Genomic DNA, 23480 nt, shown 5'->3' on the forward strand with positions numbered 1-23480 from the left:
GATGACATTACTCTCTACCGGTGCCGATTATGAACAGCTGGCCGCGGCCTTCCGGCCGATTTTTTCCCGCATTGCGCAGGGGGCGGCGAACCGTGAACAGCACCGTATTTTACCCGACGAGCAGATTCGCTGGCTGAAGGAGGCGGGCTTTGGCACGGTGCGTATTCCGCGGGAAAAGGGCGGCTGGGGCGCGTCGCTGCCGCAGCTGATTGCCCTGTTGATTGAGCTCGCCGAGGCTGACTCGAACCTGCCGCAGGCGCTGCGCGCCCATTTTGCCTTTGTTGAAGATCGCCTGAATCAACCGGACTCCGCGCAGCGCGATCGCTGGTTTCAACGTTTTCTCGACGGGGAGCTGGTGGGCAGCGGCTGGACCGAAACGGGGGCGGTGAAGCTTGGGGAGGTGAATACTCAGGTGACGCCGGATGACCGCGGATGGCGCTTAAGCGGCGAGAAGTTTTACAGCACCGGGACGCTGTACGCCGACTGGATTGACGTCTTTGCCCGCCGCAGCGACAACCACGGCGATGTCATCGCACTGGTCAGCACCCGGCAGAGCGCGGTGGAACGCGATGACGACTGGGATGGCTTTGGTCAGCGTCTGACCGGCAGCGGCACCACCCGCTTCCGGCAGGCGCAGGTTGAGCAGGAACATGTCTATGATTTTGCCGAGCGCTTTCGCTACCAGACCGCCTTCTATCAGCATATCTTACTGGCGACGCTGGCGGGTATCGGCCTGGCGGTAGAACGCGATGCCGCCGAAGGGGTGAAAAAACGCTCCCGTATGTACAGCCACGGCAATGCCGCCGTGCCGCGCGACGATCCTCAGGTGCTGCAGGTGGTCGGGCAAATCAGCAGCTGGGCGTGGGCGACCCGCGCGGCGGTGCTGCAGGCGGCGGAGTCTTTACAGCAGGCCTATATTGTTCATGCCAGCGGCGACGATGCGCTGATTGAACAGCGTAATCGGCTGGCGGAGGTCGAAGCGGCGCAGGCGCAGGTGGTTGCCAGCGAATGGGTGCCGCGTGCGGCGACCGAGCTGTTTAACGCCCTCGGCGCGTCGGACACCCGGGTGGGTAAAGCGCTCGATCGCCACTGGCGCAACGCGCGTACCGTGGCCTCGCATAACCCGGTTATCTACAAAGCGCGCAATATCGGCAACTGGCTGGTCAACGGCGAGGCGCCGACCTTTATCTGGCAGATTGGCGACGGCGAAAAGGCGCAGGGTTAGCAAGAGGGAAGGCGACGGGGAGGCCCGTCGCCGGCAAGGGTTATTTATCCTGCGACCAGGTGGCGCTGCGCACGTCCACTTTCACCGGCAGCAGGCCGATACGCGTGAAGGTATCCGCCAGCGCCTGCTGCTCGTTATAGACCGCGGGCGTCATGCGTTCGGCGCCGTAGGGCAGGCGGGCGAGCGCTTTCAGCCAGATAGCCTTATCCAGCCCGGTGGAGGTTGACAGAATTCCGGCGGCGTCGTCTTGATGGGCGTTCGCCCAGTCGCTGAGCTGGCGTAACTCATCCACCACCTGTTTGGCGGTATCCGGGTGGTTTTCGGCAAATTTGCGGCTGGCGAGATAGAAGGTGTAGTGCGGTACCAGCCCTTCAGCGTTGCGGATCTGCCGCGCCTTAGCGTTGGTTTCAACTTCGGCAAGGTACGGGTCCCAGATAACCCAGGCATCAATCGCCCCACGCTGGAAGGCGGCGCGGGCATCGGCCGGAGGCAGGTAAACCGGGGTGATATCTTTATAGCTCAGCCCGGCTTTTTCCAGCGCGGCCACCAGCAGGTAGTTGACGTCAGAACCTTTATTCAGCCCCACGCGCTTACCTTTCAGGTCGGCCACGTTGTGAATCGGCGAGTTTTCCGGTACCACGATAGCTTCGGTTTTGGGGTTTGCCGGCGAGTGCGCGAGGTAGACCAGATCCGCCTGAGCGGCCTGGGCAAAGGCCGGCGGCGCATCGCCGGTGGCCGCGAGGTCAATACTGCCGACATTCAGCCCTTCCAGCATCTGCGGGCCAGCCGGGAATTCCACCCAGCGTACGGCGATGCCCTGTTTTTTAAACGTCTCATCGAGGGTGCCACGATACTTAAGCAGGGCGAAGATATTGGCCTTCTGATAGCCAATGTTCACGGTTTCCGGCGCCTGAGCCAGCGCGGACGCAGACAGCCCGAGCAGCAGCGGCAGCGCGGCCAGATGCAACCTTTTGGACATGATATGTTCTCCTTTGGCGGTTTGCCGTAAGGTAACAAATTGTCTTTATAACCAATAAATAACTAAATTGTAATTTATATAACTTAAATGCCTGGTGGGGGAGACGATGTTGCGGGGAAGCTGCCCGGCAGAATCGGCTGCCGGGCATGTATCGTTAATCGCAGGCGACGATTTTCATTGCCAGGCCGCCGCGAGAGGTTTCGCGGTACTTGGCGTTCATATCTTTGCCCGTTTCATACATGGTTTCGATCACTTTATCGAGACAGACGCGCGGTTCGCTGGTGCGGCGTAGCGCCATGCGCGCGGCGTTGACCGCTTTGACGGCGGCGATAGCGTTACGTTCGATGCAGGGAACCTGTACCTGGCCGGCAACCGGATCGCAGGTCAGACCCAGGTTGTGTTCCATGCCGATCTCCGCCGCGATGCACACCTGGCCCGGGCTGCCGCCCAGCAGCTCGGTTAAGCCGGCCGCCGCCATCGAACAGGCCACGCCGACCTCGCCCTGGCAGCCCACTTCGGCGCCAGAAATCGAGGCGTTCATCTTATACAGCGAGCCGATAGCGCTGGTTACCAGCAGATAACGCGCCAGCGAATTGGCATTCACCTTGCGGATAAACTTGTCGTAATAGGCCAGTACCGCCGGCACGATGCCGCAGGCGCCGTTGGTCGGCGCGGTCACTACGCGTCCACCGGCGGCATTCTCTTCGTTGACCGCCAGGGCAAACATGTTGATCCAGTCAACCACCGCCATCGGGTCGCTGTTGGTATTGTCCTGGCTAACCAGCATCCGGCGCAGGGCGGCGGCACGACGCGGAACCCGCAGCTTGCCCGGCAGTACGCCTTCGGTGGTAATGCCGCGCTCGATACCGCCGCTCATCACTTCCCAGACGGCGGCAAAGTGCTGCTCAAGCTCTTCTTTGGTGTGCAGCGCCAGCTCGTTTTGCATCATCAGGCCGGAAAGCGAGAGCCCGCTTTCGCGGCAGTGTCTTTGCAGGTCGGCCGCATTTTTGTACGGATAAGGCACCACGGGCGGCGCTTCATTGCTCAGGCCGAAATGTTCTTCATCGACAATAAACCCGCCGCCGATGGAGTAGTAAGTCTGGGTGTAGAGCACCTTGTCGCCACCCAGGGCGGTAATGCGCATACCGTTCTCATGCAGCGACAGGTTGTCGGCATGGAAATTCATGCACTGGTCGACCGGGAATTCAACTTCCTGCTGGCCGTTTGCCAGCATCAGGCGGCCGTGGGTGTTGACGTCCTGAATGAACGCCGGGATGGCGTCGATATCAACGCTGTCAGGCAGGTTGCCCGCAAGACCCATAATAATGGCGATGTCGGTATGGTGGCCTTTACCGGTGAGGGAAAGGGAGCCGTAAACGTCGACAACGACTTTGGTGACGTTGGCAAGCAGCCCGCGCGCGATAAGATCGTCCGTGAATTGCTTGCCCGCTTTCATTGGTCCAACGGTATGGGAGCTGGAAGGGCCAATGCCGATTTTAAAAATATCGAATACGCTGATCATGTTGCATCCAGTACTGTCGGGGAGCGCGCCGCCTGCTGGCGGCGCGGGGGAGAGATTAGCTGAACAGAGAGTAGAAAATCGCGGAGATAGCAATCAGGCCCATAATCACAACGAAGACGTTGCTGATGTGGCCGCTGTATTTGCGCATGGCCGGGACTTTCTGGATGGCATACATCGGCATCAGGAACAGAATCATCGCGATAATCGGGCCGCCGAGGGTTTCGATCATGCCGAGAATGCTTGGGTTCAGCGTGGCCACAATCCAGGTGGTCACCAGCATGAACAGCGCCGTGATTTTGTTCAGTTTATTGATTTCGATGGATTTGCCTTTACCGCGCAGGGATTTAATCACCATGCCGTTAAAGCCTTCACGTGCGCCCAGGTAGTGGCCGAGGAAGGATTTGGTGATGGCAATCATCGCGATGATCGGCGCCATCCAGGCAATAACCGGTGCGTTAAAGTGGTTCGCCAGGTAAGACAGAATTGAGATGTTCTGCGCTTTTGCTTCTGCCAGATCGGCCGGAGACAGGCTCAGTACGCAGCTGAAGACGAAGAACATCACGGTCAATACCATCATGATATGAGCGCGAGCCAGGATGCTGGAGCACTTCTTCTCTGCGCCCTGACCGTACTCTTCACGCTTCGCCACGGCGAAGGAGGAGATGATCGGCGAGTGGTTAAAGGAGAACACCATCACCGGAATCGCCAGCCAGAGAGTCATCCACAGACCATTACCGGTAAAGGTCGAGCTGTTCAGGGAGAGGGTTTCCAGCGCCGCGCCGTTCCACTGAGGAATCAGGTACAGTGCGAGGATCATCAGAGCGATAACGAACGGGAACACCAGAATACTCATCGCTTTAACAATCATCTGCTCGCCGAAACGCACGATGGTCATCATGCCCACAATCAGAATCAGCGACAGGATCGCCCGCGGCGGCGCGGTCATCTGCAGCTGGTGGGTCATAAAGCTTTCGACGGTATTGGTGATAGCCACGCTATAAACCAGCAGAATCGGGTAGATGGCGAAGAAGTAGAGCAGGGTAATCAGCTTACCTGCGCCGACACCGAAGTGCTCTTCTACCACTTCCGTGATGTCTTCACCCGGATTTTTACCGGAAAGGACAAAACGGGTCATTCCGCGGTGGGCGAAAAAGGTCATCGGGAAAGCAAGAATTGCCATGATGATCAGGGGGATCATACCGCCGACGCCGGCATTAATCGGCAGGAACAATACGCCCGCGCCGATTGCCGTACCGTACAGTCCCAGCATCCACATGGTATCTGTTTTGCGCCATCCGCTACGGGTTTCACCCGTTACGATAGTGCTGGTTTGAGTGGTTTCCATCTGTATCTCCTGGAGGAAGCGACCAAATATAATGATTAAAATCAATTAAGTAATATGAAATGCGTTTGATTACGGTTTTTTAATGATTTTCTCCGTAACAAGTGGGGCGGAAAGATACATTTATCTGGTAAATGCATCAGTGATCGCGATCCCAATTGCAATAATCCACTTTCGATGTGTGTATTTTTAGTTCAACAGTCTGTTTCTGGTGATCAGCCAGGTATTTGTGGCGCGAAGGCTACCATTTACAGGATATGAGATAAAAGAAGGGAGGCTTAATAACGATGTTTTTACTGTAAAAATGAGATACTGACGATGTTTTTGCGCTTAAATGCCTTTTTATCAGTGATATTTATTGCTTCTTATGGAAACGCAAACGATTGGCTTTGTGAAAAAAGTTACAAAGCATTCTTAAAATAAATGAATCATTGGGAAAGCGGGCCTCAGCCGTTAAAGGAGGTTAAACGTGGTCAGAGGAGGTAAAGGGGGCAAGGGAGTAAAGGGAGTAAAGGGAGTAAAGGGAGTTTAATACGGGAGGAGGGAGAACCGGATTACGGCAGCATGCGCCGTAACCCGGGATGACAGATTAGCTATCAGGAACAGATTTCGTAGCAAGGAATATACGCAGTGCCGCCCGGAAGCTTCATGCGGTGCTGGGCGACGAAGCCCTGCAGCAGGTCATCCATCCGACGCATCATCTGCGGATCGCCGTGTAGCTTGTAAGGGCCGAATTTTTCAATCGCCTGGATACCCACCTCTTTGACGTTGCCGGCCACGATACCGGAGAACGCGCGCCGCAGGTCTGCCGCCAGCATCTCAACCGGCTGATCCGGATAAAGCTTGAGGTTGGCCATGTTTTCGTGCGTCGGGTCGAAGGGCATTTGCAGATCCGGGGTGATACGAATCGACCAGTTAAAACTGTAGGCATCGTCGGTTTCGCGGCGACTCTCTTTCACCAGCGGCATCGCTTTCTTCATCTGGCGCGCCACTTCGCTGGCGTCGTCGATAATGATGCGATAGTGGCGACGTGCCGATTCGCCCAGCGTGTGTACGATGAACTCATCCAGCACGCGGAAATAGTCGGCGCTCTCTTTCGGACCGGTGAGGATCAGCGGCAGAACCTGCGATGTGTTGGCCGGGTGCATTAAAATCCCCAGCAGATAAAGCAGCTCTTCCGCGGTGCCGACGCCGCCCGGGAAGATAATAATGCCGTGGGCGATACGGACAAACGCCTCAAGACGTTTTTCGATATCCGGCATGATCAGCAGCTCGTTAACCAGCGGGTTAGGCGGTTCGGCGGCAATAATTGATGGCTCGGTCATGCCGATAAAGCGGCTGTCTTTGTAACGCTGCTGGGCGTGACCGACCGCGGCGCCTTTCATCGGTGCTTCCATCGCGCCCGGACCGCAGCCGGTGCAGATATTCAGTTCGCGCAGACCCAGCTGGGTCCCGACGCGACGGGCGTACAGATATTCGTTTTCGTTAATCGAGTGGCCGCCCCAGCAGACAATCATATTCGGTGCTTCGCCGACGTGCAGCGCACGGGCGTTACGCAGAATAGAGAACACCAGGTTGGTGATATGCACCGAGCTTTCAAGATCGAGATTCGGGAAGCGAACGGTGTTGTGAATCTGTCCGTAAACGAACAGGATATCGCGCAGTACGGCAAACAGGTTGGCCTGCAGGGAACGGATAATACGCCCGTCAACGAAGGCCTCTTCCGGGGGATTGATCAGTTCCAGCTTCACGCCGCGTTCACGGCGCAGCACGTTGATATCGAAGTTTTCAAAACGAGACAGCAGCTCCTTGCTGTTATCGGTCAGGCTCCCCGAGTTGAGTACAGCAAGCGAGCAGTTACGAAAGAGTTGATAGAGGTCACTGCTGGCGGTGCGTTTAAGCATATCCACTTCCAGCTGTGACAGCATATCCATTGAACCAAGCGGGCTAACATGTGTAATCAAGTGAACTCCTTACAGGACGATTATCGTCTTCCTGTGATTACAATAGCCTTGCTGGTGGCGTTTTCACAACCTTGCGCGCGGGTTAACGCACGCAAATTGTGAAAATGTTGACTATTGACGAGCGAGGCGACCGATGGCCGGAACAAAATCGGTGTTGCTGCGCCACGGGTTGATGTCCAGACCGCCGCGTCGCGTGTAGCGCGCATAAACGGAAAGGGCTTCCGGCTGACAGAAACGCAGAATATCGTTGAAGATGCGCTCTACGCACTGCTCGTGAAATTCGTTGTGGTGACGGAAGGACACCAGGTAGCGCAGCAGCTTTTCGCGATCGATTTTGGCGCCGCGATACTGAATTTGCACCGAACCCCAGTCCGGCTGATGGGTGATCAGGCAGTTGGACTTCAGCAGATGGCTGACCAGCGTCTCCTCGACGACTTTGCCGCTTGCGGCATCCTGCAGATAGTCGGCGCTGAACTGGTAGTTATCGATTTCAATATCCTGATCGTCGATGCAGGCGCCGTGCAGATGTGCGACCGGCTGGCCTTCGAGTTCATCGAGACGATACAATGACACTTGCACTTCCCCCTCCGCGCAGGCGCTGAGATCGCGCGTCAGCGTCGCCTCGACCTCCTGCCAGTCGGCGAAGCGGGTCTGGTTAAAGCTATTGAGATAGAGCTTAAAGCTCTTCGACTCTACCAGGTTCACGGTGGTGTCATTGAGTTCAACATGGCCCACGGCGACCTGCGGTAGCCCTTTAGCGTTAAGCCAGGAGAGTTCGTACAGCGTCCAGATATCAGCGCCGTGAAAAGGCAGATTGTCCGCGTGCAGGCCCAGCGGATCGCGGTTCAGGCTGCGCGGCACGCCCTGAAGCAGCGAGGCATCGTAAGTATCGCGGTAATCGGTTGATTTACCGAGCGTCAGGTCGGCAAGCGCCTGATGATTATCGTAAGAAGACATGTTTCACCATAGTAAAGCGGGTACACTATACGCCAAGTGTATCCTGTCTGACGTGAAGAGAGAAACCGGTGGACTATCAAACCGCAGAAGCGCTGCAAGCCTTCACCCAACGTTATTGCGCTGCCTGGCAGCAGCAGCGCGCCAGCCTGCCGCGTAGCGAAGAGCTTTATGGCGTACCGTCACCCTGCATCAGCGCGACGGATGACGACGCCGTTTACTGGCAGCCGCAGCCCTTTACCGCAGAACAAAATATCAGCGCGGTTGAACGGGCGCTGGATATTGTGATACAACAGCCGATTCATAGTTATTATACCACTCAGTTCGCCGGCGATATGGCCGCGCGCTTTGCCGGTGAGACGACGATGCTGCTGCTGCAAACCTGGAGTCCGGATGACTTCCGGCGCGTGCAGGAGAATTTAATCGGCCACCTGGTGGTACAAAAACGGCTGAAGCTGTCGCCAACGCTTTTTATCGCCACGCTCGAGAGCGAGCTGGAGGTCATTTCGGTGTGCAACCTGAGCGGCGAAGTGCTCAAAGAGACGCTCGGCACGCGCAAACGGACAATTCTTTCGCCTTCTCTGGCGAGCTTCCTTGACCAGCTTGAGCCGGTGCTGTAATCCATTTTCCCCACCCGTTTGTGAGAGATCTCTTACAAGACCTGTAAGAGATCGTCATCATTTAAGCCAATTTTTCGCGGCTTTATTTCTGGTAAATCAATATAATTCAGTGAGTTATTCTTTGTTTCGCCTTTTTAGCCAGGGATTAACCTTAAGAGATTCTCTTAAGAAGGCTTGTAAGACGAAGCGGAATCAGTGATCCTATGTGTGTCGACAGGGAGTCGCAAAATGAAGTGAACATCAGGATGATGACTCTTCATGCAGGACCCGCCGGGAAGGCGTTGCAAGGACAGGCTTCAGGATGAAGCGCAGGATAACGCAGGAACGCGTAAAGGACACCTCCAGGATGGAGAACGTGAGCCGCTCATGATGAACGGTGGATCAGGAAGATCGGGACAGACTTAAGGATAAGTGATTTCGCATCGGGGTGGTGTGGAAGCAGGATGCACAAGTTTATGGATGAACATGGTCAGGAGACCTCAGGAAAAGTTTTCATGGACGAGCAGGGAGCACCAATGTAGCTGGATTGCTGCGAAACGAACCGGGAGCACTGTTTATACAGTGCTCCCTTTTTTTATGCCTGTTTTTAGCGCATCACCTTTGGCGGTGGCCGTTGGCGAAAGGCGAATTGTCTGGGCGATGCTTCAGGTCAGGCTGGCGCAACCTGTCTGGCCCATGCCGCTCTGACGCATGGCCGCGCACGCATTGTCCTGACTGGACGGGCGACGGCGCCATGATTTTGAGTAGTTTTCGCTGCTGTATTTGCTATCCTGCGTCCGGTTTACAACTCATCGAGGTTTCCCATGACTCTTCACCTTAGCGTGCGCGAGCGTTTGCACGCCCTTGAAGCGCTGCTGCGCGAAACGGACCACTGGCAAGACAATGCGCCGGAAAGCCGCGCTTTTGCCAGCGATCAGCCTTTCTGTATGGACACGCTTGAACCGCTGGAGTGGCTGCAGTGGGTCCTGATTCCTCGTATGCACCACTTACTCGATAGCGAGCAGCCCTTGCCGCAGAATTTCGCCGTCGCCCCCTATTATGAGATGGCTCTCGATGCCGCCCATCCGCTGCGCGAGCGGGTGCTGGCGGAGCTGCTGCTGCTGGATACGCTGTTTGCCGGTGATGATGCCTGATGCTGGAGATTATCTATCAGGATGAATGGCTGGTGGCGGTGAACAAACCCTCCGGCTGGCTGGTTCATCGCAGCTGGCTGGACCGCGATGAAAAAGTGGTGGTGATGCAAACCGTGCGCGACCAGATTGGTCAGCACGTGTTTACCGCCCATCGCCTTGACCGCCCGACATCGGGTGTCCTGCTGATGGGGCTGTCGAGCGAAGCGGGAAGGCGCCTGTCTCAGCAGTTTGAGCAGCATCAGATGCAAAAGCGCTACCACGCGGTGGTGCGCGGCTGGTTGACCGACGAAGCGGTACTGGATTACCCGTTGGTAGAAGAGCTGGATAAGATCGCCGATAAATTTGCACGTGACGATAAAGAGCCCCAGCCGGCGGTCACGCACTATCGCGGAATGGCGACCGTCGAAATGCCGGTGGCGACCGGACGTTATCCGACAACGCGCTATAGCCTGGTTGAGCTGGAGCCTAAAACCGGGCGTAAACACCAGCTGCGTCGCCACCTTTCTCATTTACGTCACCCGATTATCGGCGACAGTAAACATGGCGATCTCCGACAAAACCGCAGCGCCGCAGAGCATTTTTCCGTTGACCGCTTGATGCTTCACGCCAGCCAGCTATCGTTAACGCATCCCTTTACCGGCGAGCCGTTGACGATCCGTGCGGGCCTTGACGACGTCTGGATGCGGGCGCTGTCGCAGTTTGGCTGGCGCGGTCTTCTGCCGCTAAATGAAAGGGTTGAGTTTGCTGACGACAGCGGTCAGGATGAAGAGATTGAGGTCAATTCAGGGAGATAATCATGGCAGATATCGGTATTTTTGTAGGCACGATGTATGGAAACGCGCTGCTGGTGGCCGAAGAGGCTGAAGCCATTCTGAGCGGCCTGGGGCATAAAGCAAAAGTGTTCGAAGACCCGGAAATTCAGGACTGGGAACCGTATAGCGGCAAATATGTGCTGGTAGTCACGTCCACCACCGGTCAGGGCGATCTGCCGGACAGCATCGTTCCGCTGTATGAAGGGATGAAAGACATGTATCAACCGCACCTGCGTTACGGGATTATCGCGCTTGGCGATAGCACCTACGCTAATTTTTGCGGCGGCGGTAAGACGTTCGATGCATTGCTGCAGGAGCAGGGCGCCAGACGTATCGGCGACATGCTTATGATCGATGCCAGCGAAGACCCTGAACCCGAGAGCGTGTCTAACCCATGGGTTGAACAGTGGGCGAGTCTGCTCGAATAAACCCATCCATCAACGGATAAAAGTTGCGCCCTCTCCCTACATAGAGGGCGTCACTTCCTGATGCCAGTGCCAGATAAACGGTCAATAAAATGTTAACCCTTTTACCTGTCCCGGGCATCGGGCATTTGCACGACAAGCGGTTCACGCGGGCGGTTTTTTCCGGGAGTTTCCACCGGGTCAAGTGAAGCATTTCACACTCCTGTCGTTTGTCCTGCGATTTCCGCTGTTCCTTGCGCCCGCTTTTCATTTCCGTGAACTATCCCCCATCCAGTCAGGCATAAGCCATAAATCTATTTCTAAATCTCCGCTAAAGCTGTGTGTATGCACGGTGAGCCGGTCAGGTCCTCTTTTTATACTTTCCCTGCCAGTTAAAAAGGCAGCACGCCAGATATAACGAAAACAATGAAAAACTCAAACGCGTCATTCTGACTACCCTACAGGTTGTGCCATTCAGAATGAACGTAGCTAACGGCTATGATTCAGGAGTGCAACAATGAGTACATTAAGTCAGGCGGCTAGCGGCGCGGAAAAACGCACCAATGCCCGCTACTGGATAGTGGTGATGTTGTTTATCGTCACCTCTTTCAACTACGGTGACCGCGCAACGCTGTCGATAGCCGGTTCGGAAATGGCCAAGGATATTGGCCTGGACGCGGTGGGTATGGGCTACGTTTTTTCCGCGTTCTCATGGGCCTACGTTATCGGTCAGATCCCCGGCGGATGGTTGCTGGACCGCTTCGGTTCAAAACGGGTCTATTTTTGGTCTATCTTCATCTGGTCGATGTTTACCCTGTTGCAGGGCTTCGTCGATATCTTTAGCGGCTTCGGTATTATTATCGCGCTGTTTACCCTGCGATTTCTGGTCGGGCTGGCGGAAGCGCCCTCGTTCCCAGGCAACAGCCGAATCGTCGCGGCCTGGTTCCCGGCGCAGGAAAGAGGAACCGCGGTGGCGATATTCAACTCCGCGCAATACTTTGCCACCGTGATCTTCGCGCCCATCATGGGCTGGTTAACCCATGAAGTGGGCTGGTCGCATGTCTTCTTCTTTATGGGAGGGCTGGGGATTGTCATCAGTTTTGTATGGCTGAAAGTCATCCATGAACCGAACCAGCATCCCGGCGTAAACAAAAAAGAGCTGGAGTACATTGCCGAAGGCGGCGCGCTGATCAACATGGATCAGAAGAAAAATAGCCGAAAAGTCCCGCTTAGCGAAAAATGGGGGCAGATCAAACAGCTGATTGGCTCCCGGATGATGGTCGGGATCTATATCGGTCAGTACTGCATCAACGCGTTGACCTACTTCTTTATCACCTGGTTCCCGGTCTACCTGGTGCAGGCGCGCGGCATGTCGATTCTGAAGGCCGGATTTGTCGCCTCGGTGCCGGCAATCTGCGGTTTTGCTGGCGGTGTGCTGGGCGGAATTATCTCCGACTGGTTAATGCGTCGCACCGGCTCGCTCAATATTGCCCGTAAAACCCCGATTGTGGCAGGCATGCTGATGTCGATGGTTATGGTGTTCTGTAACTACGTTAACGTGGAGTGGATGATTATCGGCTTTATGGCGCTGGCCTTCTTCGGCAAAGGGATTGGCGCCCTCGGCTGGGCAGTGATGGCCGATACCGCGCCGAAAGAGATCAGCGGTCTGTCGGGCGGCTTGTTCAATATGTTCGGCAATATCTCCGGCATCGTGACGCCAATTGCGATTGGTTACATCGTCGGAACGACGGGCTCATTCAACGGCGCGCTGATTTACGTCGGGGTGCATGCGCTGGTGGCGGTACTGAGCTATCTGGTGCTGGTGGGCGATATCAAACGCATTGAGCTTAAACCGGTCGCGGAGCGCTAATGATGAACACTCAATCCAGTCCGACGATTGTCGATATGAAAGTCATTCCGGTGGCCGGTCACGACAGCATGCTGCTGAACATCGGCGGGGCGCATAGTGCCTGGTTTACCCGTAATATCGTGGTACTGACCGACAATGCGGGGAATACCGGCGTCGGCGAGGCGCCCGGCGGTGACGTTATTTATCAGACGCTGGTGGACGCTATTCCGCTGGTGCTGGGAAAAGAGGTCGCCCGTCTGAATAACGTGGTTCAGCAGGTACATAAAGGCAACCAGGCGGCGGATTTTGACACCTTTGGCAAGGGGGCCTGGACCTTTGAGCTGCGGGTCAACGCGGTCGCGGCGCTGGAGGCCGCGCTGCTGGATCTGCTAGGTAAAGCGCTTAATGTCCCGGTTTGCGAACTGCTGGGACCAGGTAAACAGCGTGATGCGGTCACCGTGCTGGGCTATCTCTTTTATATCGGCGATCGAAATAAAACGGATCTCCCTTATCTGGACGCTACCCCTGGACATCATGAGTGGTACCACCTGCGCCATCAGGAAGCGATGAACAGCGCTGCGCTGGTGCGACTTGCCGAGGCCGCGCAAGATCGCTACGGCTTTAAAGATTTCAAACTTAAGGGCGGTGTTTTGCCCGGCGAGCAGGAAATAGAGAGCGCACGCGCGCTGAAAAAACGCTTCCCGGATGCGCGTATTACGGTCGACCCGAACGGCGCCTGGCTGCTGGATGAGGCGATTGAACTGTGCAAGGGCCTGCAGGATGTGTTGACCTATGCGGAAGATCCGTGCGGCGCCGAGCAGGGCTTCTCCGGGCGGGAGGTGATGGCGGAATTTCGTCGTGCCACCGGGCTACCGGTCGCCACCAATATGATTGCCACCAACTGGCGGGAAATGGGGCACGCGGTGATGCTCAACGCGGTAGACATTCCCTTAGCCGATCCGCACTTCTGGACGCTCTCCGGGGCGGTGCGAGTCGCCCAGCTGTGTGATGACTGGGGGCTGACATGGGGTTGTCACTCGAACAACCACTTTGACATTTCACTGGCGATGTTTACTCACGTAGGCGCCGCCGCGCCGGGCAACCCGACGGCAATTGATACTCACTGGATCTGGCAGGAAGGCGACTGTCGTCTGACCAAAAATCCGCTGCAGATTGAGAACGGCAAGATTGCCGTACCGGATGCGCCAGGCCTTGGTATCGAGCTGGACTGGGCGCAGGTGCAAAAAGCCCATCAAGCCTATCAGGCGCTGCCGGGAGGCGCGCGTAATGACGCGGTGCCGATGCAGTATCTGATCCCCGGCTGGAAATTTGACCGCAAGCGTCCCGTGTTCGGCCGCACCGCTGTCGCCAATCAATAACAAAAGGATTTCATCATGACCACGCAGTTTTCTACCCCCGTCGTCACCGCGATGCAGGTTATTCCGGTTGCCGGCCACGACAGTATGCTGATGAATCTTAGCGGAGCCCATGCCCCGTATTTCACCCGCAATATTGTGATTATCAAAGATAACTCAGGCCATACCGGCGTAGGGGAAATCCCCGGCGGAGAGAAAATCCGCCAGACGCTGGAAGAGGCCGCTGAGCTGGTCGTCGGGAAAGCGCTCGGCGAGTATAAAAACGTCCTCGGGGCGGTACGCGGCCGCTTTGCCGACCGCGACGCTGGCGGCCGCGGGTTGCAAACTTTTGATCTGCGTACCACCATTCACGTTGTCACCGGGATTGAGGCCGCGCTGCTGGATCTGCTGGGGCAGCATCTGGGCGTCAACGTCGCCTCTCTGCTGGGCGATGGCCAACAGCGTAGCGAAGTCGAAATGCTGGGCTACCTGTTCTTCGTCGGTAACCGTCATGCCACGCCGCTGGCTTATCAAAGTCAGGGCGATGAGAAGTGCGACTGGTACCGGCTTCGTCATGAAGAGGCTATGACGCCGGACGCCGTCGTGCGTCTGGCGGAGGCGGCCTACGAAAAATATGGCTTCAACGATTTCAAACTCAAAGGCGGCGTGCTGGCGGGTGAAGAAGAGGCGGAGTCGATTGTGGCGCTGGCTAAACGTTTCCCGCAGGCGCGCGTGACGCTCGATCCCAACGGCGCCTGGCGCCTGGATGAAGCCATCAAAATTGGCAAACAGCTGAAAGGCGTGCTGGCCTATGCGGAAGATCCCTGCGGCGCTGAACAGGGCTTCTCGGGCCGCGAAGTGATGGCGGAGTTCCGCCGTGCCACCGGCCTGCCGACGGCCACCAATATGATTGCCACCGACTGGCGTCAGATGGGACATACGTTGTCTCTGCAATCGGTGGACATTCCGCTGGCGGATCCGCACTTCTGGACCATGCAGGGATCGGTTCGCGTGGCGCAGATGTGCCATGAATTTGGTTTGACCTGGGGCTCGCACTCCAACAACCATTTCGATATCTCGCTGGCGATGTTCACCCACGTTGCGGCGGCGGCGCCAGGCAACATTACCGCCATCGATACCCACTGGATCTGGCAGGAAGGGAATCAACGATTGACCCGACAACCTTTTGAGATCAAAGGTGGTATGGTGCAGGTGCCTACCGCTCCAGGCCTCGGCGTTGAGCTGGATATGGACCGCGTGATGCAGGCGAATGAGCTATATAAAAAGCACGGGCTGGGCGCGCGTGACGATGCGATGGCAATGCAGTATCTGATCCCGAACTGGACGTTTGATAATAAGCGTCCGTGTATGGTGCGCTAAGGAAAATCCGGTTCCTGCGGGAACCGGAATGGTTTTGCTACCGGGTGTTTGTTCATATTAAGGACAGCGGATGAAAATAGTGATTGCACCGGATTCATACAAGGAGAGCCTGAGTGCCCTGGATGTTGCGACGGCGATAGAAGCGGGCTTTCAGGAGATTTATCCTGATGCGGAGTATGTCAAGTTGCCTGTTGCCGATGGCGGCGAAGGGACCGTCGAAGCGATGGTTGCCGCCACTCAGGGGCGTCTGGTGCAGGTTACGGTTACCGGTCCGTTGAATAAACCGGTAGACGCTTTTTACGGCCTTTCCGGCGATGAGCGCTGTGCTTTTATTGAAATGGCGGCGGCCAGCGGACTGGAAATCGTCCCGCCGGCGTGCCGTAACCCATTGTTAACGACCACCTGGGGAACCGGGGAGCTGATTCGCCACGCGCTGGATGCCGGCGTACAGCAGATTATTATCGGTATCGGCGGTAGCGCGACGAATGACGGCGGCGCCGGAATGGTGCAGGCGCTGGGCGGAAAGTTACTGACGGCGGATAATCAGCAGATTGCCTCCGGCGGCGGAGCGCTGGAACAGCTGGCGCGAATTGATCTGAGCGAACTGGATAGCCGTCTGGCCGATTGCCGCATCGATGTGGCCTGCGATGTGACCAATCCGCTAACGGGTCCGGAAGGCGCTACGGCGGTATTTGGGCCGCAAAAAGGGGCGACGGCAGAGATGATTGTCCGTCTCGACCGCGCGCTGGCGCACTATGCGCGCATCATTCAACGCGATTTAGCCGTCGACGTACTTCATCTTGAGGGCGGTGGCGCGGCAGGCGGTATGGGCGCCGCCCTGTATGCTTTCTGTGGCGCGCGGCTGCGTCCGGGGATTGAGATTGTGACCGATGCGCTGCACCTGGCGGAGCTGGTGGCGGACGCAGACCTGGTGATTACCGGTGAAGGGCGCATTGACAGCCAGACGATCCATGGCAAGGTGCCGGTGGGGGTAGCAAAGGTTGCGCAGCGCTATAACGTACCGGTTATTGCTATTGCCGGCAGCCTGACCGCGGACGTGGGGATTGTTCACCGGCACGGGCTGGATGCGGTATTCAGCGTGATTTATTCGGTCTGTACGCTGGAGGAGGCGCTGGAGAACGCGGCAGATAACGTGCGCATGACGGCGAGGAATGTTGCCGCGGTGCTGAACATGGGACGCAAGCGGTAAGACGGTTTTCCCGGTCGCGTGATGCCTGCCGGGGCGATGCCGTTTACATGGCCGCCCGGACAGGCACCGCGCTATCCGGAGAAGGGGATTTATATGCCCAGCATTTTGCACGCTTCCCGCGTGACATTATCCATTTCATCCAGCAATTCCAGCAGCTCCGGCTCCAGATCTTCGGCGGCGGTTCCGGCGCGCAGCTGGCTTTCAAGGGTCTGACACAGCTTTTTCAGCCGCGGCACCCCGCTATAGCTGCAGCTTCCGTGAAGCTTATGAATCAAATCCAGCAGCCCCTCCGGCTCTTCGCCAACCAGCTGCTCTTCCACTTTATTACGCACTTCTGGCATAAAGGCGATCAGCATTTGCAGCATCTCCCGCGCCAGGTCCGGTTTCATGGCGGCCTGGCGTAGCGCCAGCTGCCAGTTGAGCGTCACGTTGTAGTCGATGGGCGGTTCGACAGGCTCCGCTGCCCGCAGCGGCGCGGTATGCCTTCCCGGCTGATAGCGCAGCAGCAGGTTGTGCAGCTTATCCTCTTCGATGGGCTTCGCCAGATAGTCGTTCATCCCGGCCTTCATCAGCTTCTCTTTTTGCCCGTCAAACGCGTGGGCGGTGACGGCGATCACCGGCGTTTGTTGCTGATGAGGAAGGTGGCGAATCAGCTCGCAGGCGCGAATGCCGTCCATATCCGGCATCTGTATATCCATCAGAATCAGATCCAGCTGCATCTCCTTGGCCTGCTCTACGGCGCGCTGGCCGCTATCACACAGCGTGACGTGCTGGACCAGATCGTCCAGCAGCACGCCGATAAGCTTCAGGTTCGCCGGATTATCGTCCACCGCCATCACCGTCATCGGCAGCTTGCTACTGTCAGAATGGGGCAGGACGATCGGTGTCCTGGCCCGGCAGGAGGCGGTGAGCGCCGGGATTAACCGCGTGGCGGTCAGCGGTTTGAGCAGGCAGGCGGCAACGCCGTCTTGCTTCAGGGTTTCGGCATTAATCTGCGCATGGCAGGGGAGCGCCAGCAGTAAGTGGTCGGCCATGGCGCAGGCTTTCGCCAGGTTATCCTTTTGCTGGCTCAGGTCACGCATCGATACCGGAAGACCGGCCAGCAGGATATCGTAGTGGGCTTCCGGCAGCGCGGAGAATGTCGGGCTGTACACCACCTCCAGCGGCAGGGTCGTCAGCAGCTCCATGGTGCACTGCGCCGCCGCCGCATTGGCCTCGATGTAGGCCAGCGTTTTACCCGCCAGACAGTGGGTTAACGGGCTCTCCTGAACCGCGTTGGGATTGAGGTCGAGGTTGATATGGAACCAGAACGTGGAGCCGCGATTCGGCTGACTGTGGAATGAGATATCGCCGCCCATCTCTTTGACCAGCCGCTGGGTTATCACCAGCCCGAGCCCGGTGCCACCGTGGCGGCGGGAAATACTGGCATCGGCCTGGCGGAACGCCTGGAACAGACGGGACTGATCGCGCTCCGGGATCCCGATCCCGGTATCGTGGATTTGAATTTCGATTTGTACGCTGGTGTTGCTCAGCGCGCGCTGCTCGACCAGCACATCAATATTGCCATGTTCGGTAAACTTGATGGCATTGCCCACCAGATTGGTGATGATCTGCTGCAGGCGCAGAGGATCGCCGATAATATTGTCCGGAACATCATTTTTGATGTTCAGCGTCAGCTCCAGCCCCTTATCGTGGGCGGAGTGCGCCAGCAGAGTCACGACCTCATCCAGCGCATTACGCAGCAGGAACGGGATGCTCTCGAGAATCAGTTTACCCGCTTCCAGCTTCGAGAAGTCCAGCACGTCGTTAATGATAGCGAGCAGGTTGTTCGCCGAGCGCTCGATAGTGGTGAGGTGGTCGCGCTGAGTGGTATTTAAATCGGTCTTCAGGGTCAGACGGGTAAAGCCAATGACGCCATTGAGCGGCGTTCGTAGCTCGTGAGACATATTGGCGAGGAATTCTGATTTGATGCGGGCCGCTTCCTGGGCGCGCTTCTTCGCCAGATCCAGCTCAACGTTCTGAATCTCCATCTGCTCGAGGGTTTCGCGCAGATCGGAGGTCGCCTGATCGATATTGTGCTGCATCTCTTCGTGGTAGGCCGCCAGCGACATGGCCATGGAGTTGATGCCGTTTTTCAGCATATCCAGTTCGCCGAGCATAAACCCTTCGACGCGACTGTCGAGCTGGCCGCGACGAATACGATCGACGGTATTCACCATATTGCGGATCGGCCCGGTGACGTCGCGCATCAGGCGCCAGCCGAAGATCAGCGCGATGCCGATACAGAACAGCATCATAACGCTGGAGATGAAAATCTCTTTGTACTGCTGCAGTCGCACCGATTTGAGATCCAGTTCGAGGGCGACATAGCCCAGCATGTTGCCGGGCATTTTGGCATCGGTCATCGGCGATTCATCGGGTGAATAGCTTTCCGAGACGATAGGCGTACGCAAAATCATGACGTCGCCCTTGCGCACCGCGCTCAGCTGGCGAGGAAATTTTTCCCCATTTTCCAGACGTAGCTCGCTGGGATTGAGCTGAAAATTGGAAGTGACGAACAGCTTGTTTTGCGAATCGTAAATGGAAATAGCGCGTACGATATCGGAATGACGACGATGCAGCACGCTAATCAGCTGGCCGATAGACTCGCGGTTTTGCAGATTCATGCCATATTCACTGGAGACTGCCAGGGGTTCAATAATACTGGCCCCGGCGTCCTCCAGCTGACGCTGCAGGTCGTGATAGCGATGCGCGACGAAGAAAATACTGAGCAACAAACCGATCAGTACGGTTGGCGCCAGGATAAGAATCATCATGCGAGCACGTAGGCTGTAGTTGGTCATGCGGTTCCGTTATGGGAGAATATACTCTTCATCCATCAAGTGCCTTTGCGTTGGCGGTTTCGGCGACGGGCCGATCTTCGCGCCGGGAACGCTTACCGGCTGCCCTGACGCACCTTGAATGGACTCGTGTATAGAGTCAGTTTATTTGATTGAGACAAATCTCTACGATGGCGCAATTCTACTCTGCAAAACGGCGTGTGACGACGCGCCAGATCATAACCGTAACAGTCAATGACCTCGACCCCTTTGGTCAGGGCGTTGCTCGTCACCATGGTAAAGCGCTATTTGTTAATGGCTTATTGCCCCAGGAACAGGCTGAAGTTGTCGTGGTTGAAGACAAAAAACAGTACTCCCGGGCGCAGGTAAAACGCCGTCTTAATGACAGCCCGCAGCGCCAGACGCCGCGCTGCCCGCATTTCGGTACCTGCGGCGGCTGCCAGCAACAGCATGCCAGCGTTGAGCTCCAGCAGCAAAGTAAACGCGCAGCGCTTGCCCGGCTGATGAAGCGGGATGTCGACGACATTATAGCCGCTTCGCCGTGGGGATATCGCCGGCGCGCACGTCTGAGCTTGAATTATCAGCCAAAGACCCAACAATTACAGATGGGCTTTCGCCAGGCTGGCTCCAGCGACATTATCAATGTGGTGCAGTGCCCCATTTTGGTGCCCGATCTTGAGGCATTGCTGCCAGCGGTGCGCGAGTGTTTGTCCGGCCTGAAATCAACGCGTCAGCTCGGGCATGTCGAGCTGGTGCTGGCGGACAATGGCCCGCTGATGGTCCTGCGCCACACGGCAGCATTACCGGCCGGCGATAAAGAAAAACTGGAACGATTTTCGCAATCTCACGGTCTCGCTCTGTACCTGGCGCCGCAAAGCGAGATACTGGAACATATTAGTGGGGAAGCCCCATGGTATACCTCAGACGGGCTACGCTTAATGTTTAGTCCGCGCGACTTTATCCAGGTGAACGATGGCGTCAATCAGCTGATGGTGCAAACGGCGCTGGCGTGGCTGGATATTCAGCCTCAGGATCGGGTGCTCGATCTGTTCTGCGGGATGGGGAATTTTACCCTGCCGCTGGCTACGCGTGCGGCCAATGTCGTGGGCGTTGAAGGCGTCCCGGCGCTGGTTGAGAAAGGGCGGGAAAACGCCGCGCTCAATCAGCTGCACAACGTGACATTCTTTCATGAAAATCTGGAAGAAGATGTGACCCGCCAGGCCTGGGCGCAGCATGGTTTTGATAAAATATTACTCGACCCGGCGCGAGCCGGAGCGCCGGGCGTGATGTCACACATTATAAAACTTGCCCCGCGTCGCGTCGTCTATGTCTCCTGTAATCCGGCGACCCTGGCGCGCGATAGCGACCTGCTGCTGCAGGCGGGGTATCAGATTCAACGCCTGGCAATGCTGGACATGTTCCCGCATACCGGACATCTGGAATCAATGGTGTTGTTTGAGCACAGAGATACATAGAATCGTTCGGATCAGGCCGAGGCAGCCAACCCCCCGGCGTACTGAAGGATGAAGTGTCAACGTTGAGGCTTGCCGACTTCGGCAGGCCAGGTCCCTTAAGGAGAGGACAATGGTTGCGGTAAGAAGTGCACATTTAAATAAAGCTGGTGAATTTGACCCGAAGAAATGGATCGCGAGTCTGGGAATTTCCAGCCAGCAGTCGTGTGAACGCTTAGCCGAAACCTGGGACTATTGTCGCGAGAAAACGCAGGGACATCCTCGAGCGGATCTGCTGTTATGGCGCGGTGTCGAGATGGTGGAAATCCTTTCTACACTGAGCATGGATATCGATACGCTGCGGGCCGCGATGCTGTTTCCGCTGGCGGATGGCAATGTCGTCACCGAAGAGGTGATGCAGGAGAGCGTCGGTAAGTCCGTCGTGACATTGATTCACGGCGTGCGCGATATGGCGGCGATTCGCCAGCTTAAAGCCACCCATACCGATTCGGTCTCATCCGAGCAGGTCGATAATATTCGCCGCATGCTGCTCGCGATGGTCGACGACTTCCGCTGCGTGGTCATCAAGCTGGCCGAACGTATCGCCCACCTGCGGGAAGTCAAAGATGAGCCCGAAGACGAACGCGTGCTGGCGGCAAAAGAGTGCACCAATATCTACGCCCCGCTGGCCAACCGTTTAGGCATTGGTCAACTGAAATGGGAGCTGGAAGATTATTGCTTCCGCTACCTGCATCCCGACGAATATAAGCGGATTGCTAAACTGCTGCACGAGCGTCGCATCGATCGTGAACACTACATTGAAGAGTTCGTCGGTCATCTGCGTTCAGAAATGAAAACCGAAGGCGTGAAGGCTGAAGTCTACGGCCGGCCGAAGCATATCTATAGTATCTGGCGCAAAATGCAGAAAAAACACCTCACCTTTGATGAGCTGTTTGATGTGCGCGCGGTACGTATTGTCGCGGAGCGCCTGCAGGACTGCTATGCCGCACTGGGGATAGTACACACTCACTATCGCCATCTGCCGGATGAGTTCGATGATTACGTTGCCAATCCCAAACCAAATGGCTATCAGTCGATTCATACCGTGGTGCTGGGGCCGGGCGGTAAAACGGTGGAGATCCAGATTCGTACCCGGCAGATGCATGAAGATGCGGAGCTGGGCGTCGCCGCGCACTGGAAGTACAAAGAAGGTGCCGGCGCGGCGGCAGGCGGCGGACGTGGCTATGAAGATCGTATTGCCTGGCTGCGTAAGCTGATCGCCTGGCAGGAAGAGATGGCCGACTCCGGCGAAATGCTCGATGAGGTGCGCAGCCAGGTCTTTGACGATCGGGTGTACGTCTTTACGCCAAAAGGCGACGTGGTCGATTTACCTGCCGGCTCCACGCCGCTCGACTTTGCCTACCATATCCATAGCGACGTCGGCCACCGCTGCATCGGCGCCAAAATCAGCGGGCGCATTGTCCCCTTTACCTATCAGCTGCAAATGGGCGATCAGATTGAAATCATTACCCAGAAACAGCCAAACCCAAGCCGCGACTGGCTGAACCCAAACCTCGGCTATGTCACGACCAGCCGCGGACGTTCCAAAATCCACGCCTGGTTCCGCAAGCAGGATCGCGACAAGAATATTCTCGCCGGGCGGCAGATTCTTGATGATGAGCTTGAGCACCTGGGGATTAGCCTCAAGGAGGCAGAGAAGCATCTGCTGCCGCGCTACAACTTCAATGAGCTGGATGAGCTGCTGGCGGCCATTGGCGGCGGAGATATCCGCCTTAACCAGATGGTCAACTTCCTGCAGGCGCAGTTTAATAAGCCGAGCGCCGAAGAGCAGGATGCGGCGGCGCTGAAACAACTGCAGCAGAAAACCTGGGCGCCGCAGAATCGCAGCAAAGACAATGGTCGCGTCGTGGTGGAGGGCGTGGGCAACCTGATGCACCACATCGCCCGCTGCTGTCAGCCGATTCCAGGCGACGAGATTGTCGGTTTCATCACCCAGGGGCGGGGGATTTCCGTTCACCGGGCGGACTGCGATCAGCTGGCTGAGCTGCAATCGCACGCTCCGGAGCGTATCGTTGACGCGGTCTGGGGAGAAAGCTACTCCGCAGGCTACTCGCTGGTCGTCCGCGTGGTGGCAAACGATCGTAGCGGCCTGCTGCGCGATATCACCACCATTCTTGCCAACGAAAAAGTGAACGTGCTTGGCGTGGCCAGTCGCAGTGACACCAAACAGCAGCTGGCTACCATCGATATGAATATTGAAATCTACAACCTGCAGGTCCTCGGCCGCGTGCTCGGGAAACTGAATCAGGTTCCGGATGTGATTGATGCCCGCCGCCTGCACGGTGGCTAACCGCTTTTCCTCCCATGCTGACCCGCTCTCCGACGGAGAGCGGGTTTTGCGCGTCTTTTATCCGCGAAC

At 56.8% G+C, this 23480-nt stretch carries 17 protein-coding genes; 11 read left to right on the plus strand and 6 right to left on the minus strand.

The genetic code is table 11. The features are described 5' to 3' along the window. Nucleotide 1 precedes the first annotated feature (1 nt). Nucleotides 2–1225 carry an acyl-CoA dehydrogenase family protein gene (locus Q1L34_RS04880; protein WP_327204571.1) on the plus strand — a complete coding sequence of 408 codons (1224 nt, stop codon included), beginning with the start codon at nucleotides 2–4 and terminating at the stop codon, nucleotides 1223–1225. Between the two features lie 40 nt (nucleotides 1226–1265). Here Q1L34_RS04880 and Q1L34_RS04885 read toward each other — a convergent pair whose 3' ends face one another. The 5 genes from Q1L34_RS04885 to queF form a co-directional block, all read right to left on the minus strand. Further along, entirely contained in the window at nucleotides 1266–2204 is a 939-nt protein-coding gene (locus Q1L34_RS04885; protein ID WP_004867009.1) for a sulfonate ABC transporter substrate-binding protein, read from the minus strand. Between the two features lie 154 nt (nucleotides 2205–2358). Further along, nucleotides 2359–3726: an L-serine ammonia-lyase gene (locus Q1L34_RS04890; RefSeq protein WP_004867008.1), complete on the minus strand. Its 1368-nt coding sequence runs from the start codon at nucleotides 3724–3726 to the stop codon at nucleotides 2359–2361. A gap of 55 nt (nucleotides 3727–3781) precedes the next feature. Further along, the gene (locus Q1L34_RS04895; RefSeq protein ID WP_004867007.1) at nucleotides 3782–5071 is read right to left on the minus strand and encodes an HAAAP family serine/threonine permease; all 1290 of its coding nucleotides are present in this window, start codon (nucleotides 5069–5071) and stop codon (nucleotides 3782–3784) included. Between the two features lie 593 nt (nucleotides 5072–5664). Further along, nucleotides 5665–7032: a nucleotide 5'-monophosphate nucleosidase PpnN gene (gene ppnN / locus Q1L34_RS04900; protein WP_004867006.1), complete on the minus strand. Its 1368-nt coding sequence runs from the start codon at nucleotides 7030–7032 to the stop codon at nucleotides 5665–5667. 111 nt (nucleotides 7033–7143) lie between these two features. Next, the gene (queF, locus tag Q1L34_RS04905) at nucleotides 7144–7989 is read right to left on the minus strand and encodes an NADPH-dependent 7-cyano-7-deazaguanine reductase QueF (protein ID WP_195874092.1); all 846 of its coding nucleotides are present in this window, start codon (nucleotides 7987–7989) and stop codon (nucleotides 7144–7146) included. A gap of 68 nt (nucleotides 7990–8057) precedes the next feature. On the opposite strand from queF, the gene syd reads away from it, so the two are divergent. The 8 genes from syd to Q1L34_RS04945 all read left to right on the plus strand — a co-directional run bounded on the left by syd (nucleotide 8058) and on the right by Q1L34_RS04945 (nucleotide 16749). Further along, nucleotides 8058–8606, plus strand: coding sequence for a SecY-interacting protein (gene syd / locus Q1L34_RS04910; RefSeq protein ID WP_071359742.1), 549 nt, complete (start codon nucleotides 8058–8060; stop codon nucleotides 8604–8606). An 803-nt stretch (nucleotides 8607–9409) separates the two neighbouring features. Further along, the gene (locus Q1L34_RS04915) at nucleotides 9410–9739 is read left to right on the plus strand and encodes a YqcC family protein (RefSeq protein ID WP_004867003.1); all 330 of its coding nucleotides are present in this window, start codon (nucleotides 9410–9412) and stop codon (nucleotides 9737–9739) included. Continuing rightward, nucleotides 9739–10533 (plus strand): tRNA pseudouridine(65) synthase TruC, encoded by a 795-nt coding sequence (truC, locus tag Q1L34_RS04920; RefSeq protein WP_004867002.1) that lies wholly within the window; start codon nucleotides 9739–9741, stop codon nucleotides 10531–10533. The genes Q1L34_RS04915 and truC overlap by 1 nt, the downstream gene beginning before the upstream one ends. Nucleotides 10534–10535: 2 nt before the next feature. Beyond that, nucleotides 10536–10979 (plus strand): flavodoxin, encoded by a 444-nt coding sequence (locus Q1L34_RS04925; RefSeq protein WP_004867001.1) that lies wholly within the window; start codon nucleotides 10536–10538, stop codon nucleotides 10977–10979. Nucleotides 10980–11472: 493 nt separating this feature from the next. After that, nucleotides 11473–12825 carry a galactarate/glucarate/glycerate transporter GudP gene (gene gudP, locus Q1L34_RS04930; RefSeq protein ID WP_004866997.1) on the plus strand — a complete coding sequence of 451 codons (1353 nt, stop codon included), beginning with the start codon at nucleotides 11473–11475 and terminating at the stop codon, nucleotides 12823–12825. A 2-nt stretch (nucleotides 12826–12827) separates the two neighbouring features. Beyond that, on the plus strand, nucleotides 12828–14183 hold the full coding sequence (locus Q1L34_RS04935) for an enolase C-terminal domain-like protein (protein ID WP_071824691.1): 1356 nt from the start codon (nucleotides 12828–12830) through the stop codon (nucleotides 14181–14183). A gap of 15 nt (nucleotides 14184–14198) precedes the next feature. After that, nucleotides 14199–15539: a glucarate dehydratase gene (gene gudD, locus Q1L34_RS04940; RefSeq protein ID WP_015585859.1), complete on the plus strand. Its 1341-nt coding sequence runs from the start codon at nucleotides 14199–14201 to the stop codon at nucleotides 15537–15539. A 70-nt stretch (nucleotides 15540–15609) separates the two neighbouring features. Beyond that, nucleotides 15610–16749 carry a glycerate kinase gene (locus Q1L34_RS04945; RefSeq protein ID WP_182924950.1) on the plus strand — a complete coding sequence of 380 codons (1140 nt, stop codon included), beginning with the start codon at nucleotides 15610–15612 and terminating at the stop codon, nucleotides 16747–16749. An 89-nt stretch (nucleotides 16750–16838) separates the two neighbouring features. Here the strand turns inward: Q1L34_RS04945 and barA are convergent, their stop codons facing one another. After that, entirely contained in the window at nucleotides 16839–19592 is a 2754-nt protein-coding gene (barA, locus tag Q1L34_RS04950; RefSeq protein ID WP_032718171.1) for a two-component sensor histidine kinase BarA, read from the minus strand. 167 nt (nucleotides 19593–19759) lie between these two features. Between barA and rlmD the strand changes: the two genes are divergently transcribed. Together rlmD and relA are read left to right on the plus strand one after the other, a co-directional pair. Next, nucleotides 19760–21064 carry a 23S rRNA (uracil(1939)-C(5))-methyltransferase RlmD gene (gene rlmD, locus Q1L34_RS04955; RefSeq protein WP_075808252.1) on the plus strand — a complete coding sequence of 435 codons (1305 nt, stop codon included), beginning with the start codon at nucleotides 19760–19762 and terminating at the stop codon, nucleotides 21062–21064. Nucleotides 21065–21173: 109 nt separating this feature from the next. Then, on the plus strand, nucleotides 21174–23411 hold the full coding sequence (relA, locus tag Q1L34_RS04960; protein WP_004866987.1) for a GTP diphosphokinase: 2238 nt from the start codon (nucleotides 21174–21176) through the stop codon (nucleotides 23409–23411). The last annotated feature ends 69 nt before the right edge of the window (nucleotides 23412–23480 follow it).

It is taken from the genome of Klebsiella ornithinolytica (assembly GCF_030505655.1).
In the GTDB taxonomy this organism is placed as follows: Bacteria; Pseudomonadota; Gammaproteobacteria; order Enterobacterales; family Enterobacteriaceae; genus Klebsiella; species Klebsiella ornithinolytica.

Bases quoted from the DNA above. Each gene is read 5' to 3' on its own strand.
- Q1L34_RS04880 (WP_327204571.1), top strand. From the start codon at position 2: ATGACATTACTCTCTACCGGTGCCGATTATGAACAGCTGGCCGCGGCC.
- Q1L34_RS04885 (WP_004867009.1), bottom strand. From the start codon at position 2,204: ATGTCCAAAAGGTTGCATCTGGCCGCGCTGCCGCTGCTGCTCGGGCTG.
- Q1L34_RS04890 (WP_004867008.1), bottom strand. From the start codon at position 3,726: ATGATCAGCGTATTCGATATTTTTAAAATCGGCATTGGCCCTTCCAGC.
- Q1L34_RS04895 (WP_004867007.1), bottom strand. From the start codon at position 5,071: ATGGAAACCACTCAAACCAGCACTATCGTAACGGGTGAAACCCGTAGC.
- queF (WP_195874092.1), bottom strand. From the start codon at position 7,989: ATGTCTTCTTACGATAATCATCAGGCGCTTGCCGACCTGACGCTCGGT.
- Q1L34_RS04915 (WP_004867003.1), top strand. From the start codon at position 9,410: ATGACTCTTCACCTTAGCGTGCGCGAGCGTTTGCACGCCCTTGAAGCG.
- truC (WP_004867002.1), top strand. From the start codon at position 9,739: ATGCTGGAGATTATCTATCAGGATGAATGGCTGGTGGCGGTGAACAAA.
- Q1L34_RS04925 (WP_004867001.1), top strand. From the start codon at position 10,536: ATGGCAGATATCGGTATTTTTGTAGGCACGATGTATGGAAACGCGCTG.
- gudP (WP_004866997.1), top strand. From the start codon at position 11,473: ATGAGTACATTAAGTCAGGCGGCTAGCGGCGCGGAAAAACGCACCAAT.
- Q1L34_RS04935 (WP_071824691.1), top strand. From the start codon at position 12,828: ATGAACACTCAATCCAGTCCGACGATTGTCGATATGAAAGTCATTCCG.
- gudD (WP_015585859.1), top strand. From the start codon at position 14,199: ATGACCACGCAGTTTTCTACCCCCGTCGTCACCGCGATGCAGGTTATT.
- Q1L34_RS04945 (WP_182924950.1), top strand. From the start codon at position 15,610: ATGAAAATAGTGATTGCACCGGATTCATACAAGGAGAGCCTGAGTGCC.
- barA (WP_032718171.1), bottom strand. From the start codon at position 19,592: ATGACCAACTACAGCCTACGTGCTCGCATGATGATTCTTATCCTGGCG.
- rlmD (WP_075808252.1), top strand. From the start codon at position 19,760: ATGGCGCAATTCTACTCTGCAAAACGGCGTGTGACGACGCGCCAGATC.
- relA (WP_004866987.1), top strand. From the start codon at position 21,174: ATGGTTGCGGTAAGAAGTGCACATTTAAATAAAGCTGGTGAATTTGAC.